The sequence below is a fragment of the Streptomyces sp. NPDC002130 genome (assembly GCF_040296465.1).
In the GTDB taxonomy this organism is placed as follows: domain Bacteria; phylum Actinomycetota; class Actinomycetes; order Streptomycetales; family Streptomycetaceae; genus Streptomyces.
The window spans coordinates 1-4,352 of sequence record NZ_JBEOXI010000419.1 but is presented as its reverse complement, the minus strand read 5'-3'; the positions used below and the strand labels follow the sequence as shown (position 1 = coordinate 4,352).

Sequence of the window (4,352 nt, the reverse complement as noted above, 5' to 3'; positions counted from 1 at the left end):
GGGATCTGTGCGCACGCCCCGCCTGGATCCGCGGCATCGACCACCGCATCGAGGCCCACGCCCTGGGCGTGCGCGACCTGACCGACTCGCCCTCGACCCGCCTGGCCGCCGAGCGGGCCGGAGCCTTCGAGCGGCCCGTCGACACCGCTGAATTGCACGCGCCCTTCACCGCGCAGGAGATCGTCCTGCGCAAGGCCCTCCGGCTGGGCGACGACGTGGACGTGAACCCCTCCGGCGGGGCGCTCGCCGCCCACCCGATCATGGCCGCCGGCCTCATCCGCATCGGCGAGGCCGCAGCCCGCATCCACCGCGGCGCGTCCGACCGTGCCCTCGCCCACGCCACCTCCGGCCCCTGCCTCCAGCAGAACCTGGTCGCCGTACTCGAAGGGGAACCCCGATGAGCAAGGAGCCCGTGGCCGTCGTCGGCATCGGCCAGACCAGGCACGTCGCGGCACGGCGGGACGTGTCCCTCGCGGGACTGGTCCGGGAGGCGGCGCAACGCGCCCTCCAGGATGCCGAGTTGTCCTGGGCCGACATCGACGCCGTCGTCATCGGCAAGGCGCCCGACTTCTTCGAGGGCGTCATGATGCCGGAGCTCTACCTCGCCGACGCACTCGGCGCCGTCGGCAAACCCATGCTCCGCGTGCACACCGCCGGCTCCGTCGGTGGCTCCACCGCGCTCGTCGCGGCAAACCTCGTCGCGGCCCGCGTCCACGGCACGGTCCTCACCCTCGCCTTCGAAAAGCAGTCCGAGTCGAACGCCATGTGGGGGCTGTCCCTGCCCATCCCCTTCCAGCAGCCCCTCCTGGCGGGGGCCGGAGGCTTCTTCGCACCGCACATCCGCGCCTACATGCGCCGCAGCGGTGCCCCCGAGATGATCGGCGCCCTCGTCGCCTACAAGGACCGCCGCAACGCGCTGAAGAACCCCTACGCCCACCTGCACGAACACGACATCACCCTCGACAGGGTGATGGCCTCGCCCATGCTGTGGGACCCGATCCGCTACTCGGAGACCTGCCCCTCCTCCGACGGAGCCTGCGCCATGATCCTCACCGACCGCGCCGGAGCCGCCCGGGCCCCGCGACCGCCCGCCTGGATGCTGGGCGGTGCGATGCGCAGCGAACCGACCCTCTTCGCCGGCAAGGACTTCGTCTCCCCGCAAGCCGGGCAGGACTGCGCCGCCGACGTCTACCGGCAGGCCGGGATCACCGACCCCCGCCGCGAGATCGACGGCGCCGAGATCTACGTGCCGTTCTCCTGGTACGAGCCCATGTGGCTGGAGAACCTCGGCTTCGCCGGCGAGGGCGAGGGCTGGAAGCTCACCGAGGCGGGCGTGACCGAACTGGACGGGGACCTGCCCGTCAACATGTCGGGCGGTGTGCTGTCCACCAACCCCATCGGGGCTTCCGGCATGATCCGCTTCGCGGAAGCGGCGCTCCAGGTGCGGGGGCAGGCCGGAGAACACCAGGTGGACGGGGCGCGCAGGGTCCTCGGACACGCCTACGGCGGCGGATCGCAGTTCTTCTCGATGTGGCTCGTGGGCGACCGGCCCCCGGACTCCTGAAAGGTCCCCCTCACGTGCCCTGTTGGCCGTGGGACACGATCGCTAGGCTGGCCGCGGACGACGAACCGGGAGGAGCACGGACGTGGCCGAGACCACCACCCAGCAGCGCCCGCTCACAGGCTGGGACAAGCCGGAGCTTGACCTCACAGACGCACAGTGGCAGTCCAGCAGCCGAGGGCGGGGGGATGTCCAGATCGCCTTCGTGGAGGGCTTCATCGCCATGCGCAACAGTGCCCGCCCGGAGAGCCCCTCGCTGATCTTCACGCCCGCCGAGTGGGGCGCGTTCGTGTCGGGAGCGCGGGAGGGGGAGTTCGACCTCACCTGAGGACGGGGCGCAGCGTTCCGGACGGCCGGGGCCCCAGGGCCGATCCGGGGGTGTTCCGTCCGCTTTTCCGGACACGCGACCGGAGGTTTCTTCCCGGAGCCACCGCCTGAGTCAGGCTGGCCCCGGGAGGGGACGGCCGGATCCCGGAGGTGGCGAACCCATGAGCACCCTGCCCGTCGTCGCGGCGGTCGACGGTTCGGACGCCAGCCTGCGCGCCCTGGAGTGGGCCGTCGATGCCGCCCGCCGGCGCGCGGCACCCCTGCGTGTGGCGCACGTCCGCCAGTACGCCCACTGGGCACGGTCCGACGTGCTCGCCGCCCTGCGCGCGGACCCGCAGGACGACCCCGTTCTCGACCGGGTCCGCGCCCACCTGGAGGGGCGCGCCGATCAGCCGGACACGGAGTACGTCGGCTTGGAGGGCGCGGCCGGCGCGGTCCTGCCCGGACTGGGGGCCACGGCCCAGCTGCTGGTCCTCGGCTCTCGCGGCCGCGGCGGCTTCGCCAGTCTGCTGCTCGGCTCCACCGGCATGGCCGCCGCCCGCGACGCCGAGTGCCCCGTCGTCGTGGTGCCCCGGCCCGGACGCGAGGTCGACGGCGATGCACCGGGGGGTCCCGGCACGCGCGTGGTCGTCGGCCTGAAGGTGGACGGCCCCGACGAGGCCACACTCGAGTTCGCCTTCGCCGAGGCCGCTCGGTGCGGTGCCCGGCTCCAGGCGGTCGCCGCCTACCCCTGGCCCGCGCAGCCCTGGATGATGCCCGGGGAGATGCCGCCGCCGATCGTCGACCAGGACGTCATCGAGGACGAGACCAGGGTCCTCGCCGACGGCTTTCTCGCTCCGTACCGCGAGCGGCACCCGGAGGTCGCGATCGAGGTGGTTCCGGAGGCGGGCGACGCCGCGGGTCACCTCGTCGCGGCCTCCCGGGACGCCGACCTCGTCGTCGTGGGCCGCCACCGGCGGCGTCTGCTCTCACCCGTCCGCATGATGGGCTCGGTCACCCACGCCGTCCTGCTGCACGCCGTGAGCCCGGTCGCCGTGGTGCCGCCGTCACCCTCGGAGGACTGACCCCGCCGTAATGGATAGGGTCGGGCCTATCATTAGCCGCATGCGGGAACCGATCAGCAGGGACGCCCGGCTCGCCCTGGACCTGGCCCTCACCATCCGCCACGACGGGAGCGGCGGCGTCGCCGACGACCTGACCGACCCGGCAGGCCTGACCGCGTGGGTCCGGGCCCACCCCGAAGCGCTGTCGGCCGGTGCTCACAACCGACCCGACGACCAGGGCGCGGCGCCGCACCCCGACGACAGCGACCGTCACGCTGCCGGATTCACCGCCGACGCCGCGCAGCTCACCGCCGTGCGCGCGTTGCGGGCCGCCGTCCGCGCGCTCTTCGCCCGGGCCGTGCACCCCGACGAGCCGAGCCCCGCGGACGCGGCCCGCCTCATGCCCCTGCCGGAAGCGGTGCGGCACCTGAACGAGGCGGCCGCCCGCACCCCCACCATGCCGGCCCTCGACTGGCCCGAGGGCGCCGTCCCGGTCGTCCACCGAAGGCCCGTCGATGCCGGTGACGACCTGACCGCGGCGCTCGCACACGCCGTGATCGCGTTCCTCGCGAGCCCCGACCGTGACCGGCTGCGGGCCTGCCACGCGCCGCGCTGCGTGCGGTACTTCCTCAAGGAGCACCCGCGCCAGGAGTGGTGCGAGCCCTCCTGCGGCAACCGTGCCCGCGTGGCCCGCCACCACCAGCGGCACAAGGCGACGGCCCGGACCGGCCGCGACCCGCCCGAGTGGTCCGACACCACTTCCGGCACCGGGCGACAACCCGGCCACCCGGTCCGCCGCCCACCCCGCACTTCGCAGGCCGGGGCACGTACCATGGGCGACATGTCGTTCCTCCGCCGCCGCAGCGCCACTCCCGCCGGGCCCGACTTCGACGTACTGGCCATGGACCCGGGCGACTGGCCCGGCAACCTCGGTGCGGGACTGCTGCCCGCGCCCGACGGCACCTGCCAGGGCGTCTTCCTGCGCTACGACCTGTTCGGCGGCCGCGGCCCCGCGATGATCATCGGCAATCTGCCGGAGGGCTCCCCGGCCCGTGAGGTCCCCGAGGGTGAGGTCCCCTTCGAGGTGGCCCAGCTGCTGCTGGCACTGGAGAACGACGAGGAGGTCACCGTCGTCAGCACCGAGGACGTACCGGTGATGCAGGGCGACAACCTTCTGATCGTGCGCCGCGTCAAGCTCTCCGAGAGCCGGATCTCCTGCGTGCAGTTCGACCGCAGCGACAACGTCCTCGTGACCATCGCCGCCTGGGACCGCCCCATCACGGACGACCTCTACGCCCTCCTCAAACCGCTGCCCGCGGAGCTCTTCCAGCAGGGCTGAGCCGAACCGCCGCACACGAAGGGGGCGCGGGTAAACGCGGCCGGGGTTGATGGGGGCGCTACGGGGCCGGCCGGCGGGGAGC

At 73.5% G+C, this 4,352-nt stretch carries 5 protein-coding genes and 1 pseudogene; all 6 read left to right on the top strand.

Annotated features, from left to right (window positions below; translation table 11 throughout):
• A partial coding sequence (locus ABT116_RS40060) for a thiolase family protein (RefSeq protein ID WP_502984021.1) occupies nt 1–401 on the top strand: 401 nt, incomplete at its 5' end.
• Nucleotides 398–1,564: a thiolase family protein gene (locus ABT116_RS40055; RefSeq protein WP_351644892.1), complete on the top strand. Its 1,167-nt coding sequence runs from the start codon at nt 398–400 to the stop codon at nt 1,562–1,564. The genes ABT116_RS40060 and ABT116_RS40055, both read left to right, overlap by 4 nt.
• Nucleotides 1,565–1,646: 82 nt before the next feature.
• Nucleotides 1,647–1,889: a DUF397 domain-containing protein gene (locus ABT116_RS40050; protein ID WP_104786506.1), complete on the top strand. Its 243-nt coding sequence runs from the start codon at nt 1,647–1,649 to the stop codon at nt 1,887–1,889.
• A gap of 160 nt (nt 1,890–2,049) precedes the next feature.
• A complete protein-coding gene (locus ABT116_RS40045; RefSeq protein WP_351644888.1) occupies nt 2,050–2,952 on the top strand; it encodes a universal stress protein in 903 nt (300 codons plus the stop codon).
• Nucleotides 2,953–2,992: 40 nt separating this feature from the next.
• Nucleotides 2,993–3,652: pseudogene (locus ABT116_RS40040) on the top strand (CGNR zinc finger domain-containing protein); the annotation flags it as partial.
• A 120-nt stretch (nt 3,653–3,772) separates the two neighbouring features.
• Complete coding sequence (locus ABT116_RS40035; protein WP_062931252.1) at nt 3,773–4,270, top strand: glycosyltransferase family protein; 498 nt, start codon at nt 3,773–3,775, stop codon at nt 4,268–4,270.
• The last annotated feature ends 82 nt before the right edge of the window (nt 4,271–4,352 follow it).

Coding starts and splice junctions, on each gene's coding strand:
- ABT116_RS40055 (WP_351644892.1), top strand. CDS start 398: ATGAGCAAGGAGCCCGTGGCCGTCGTCGGCATCGGCCAGACCAGGCAC.
- ABT116_RS40045 (WP_351644888.1), top strand. CDS start 2,050: ATGAGCACCCTGCCCGTCGTCGCGGCGGTCGACGGTTCGGACGCCAGC.
- ABT116_RS40035 (WP_062931252.1), top strand. CDS start 3,773: ATGTCGTTCCTCCGCCGCCGCAGCGCCACTCCCGCCGGGCCCGACTTC.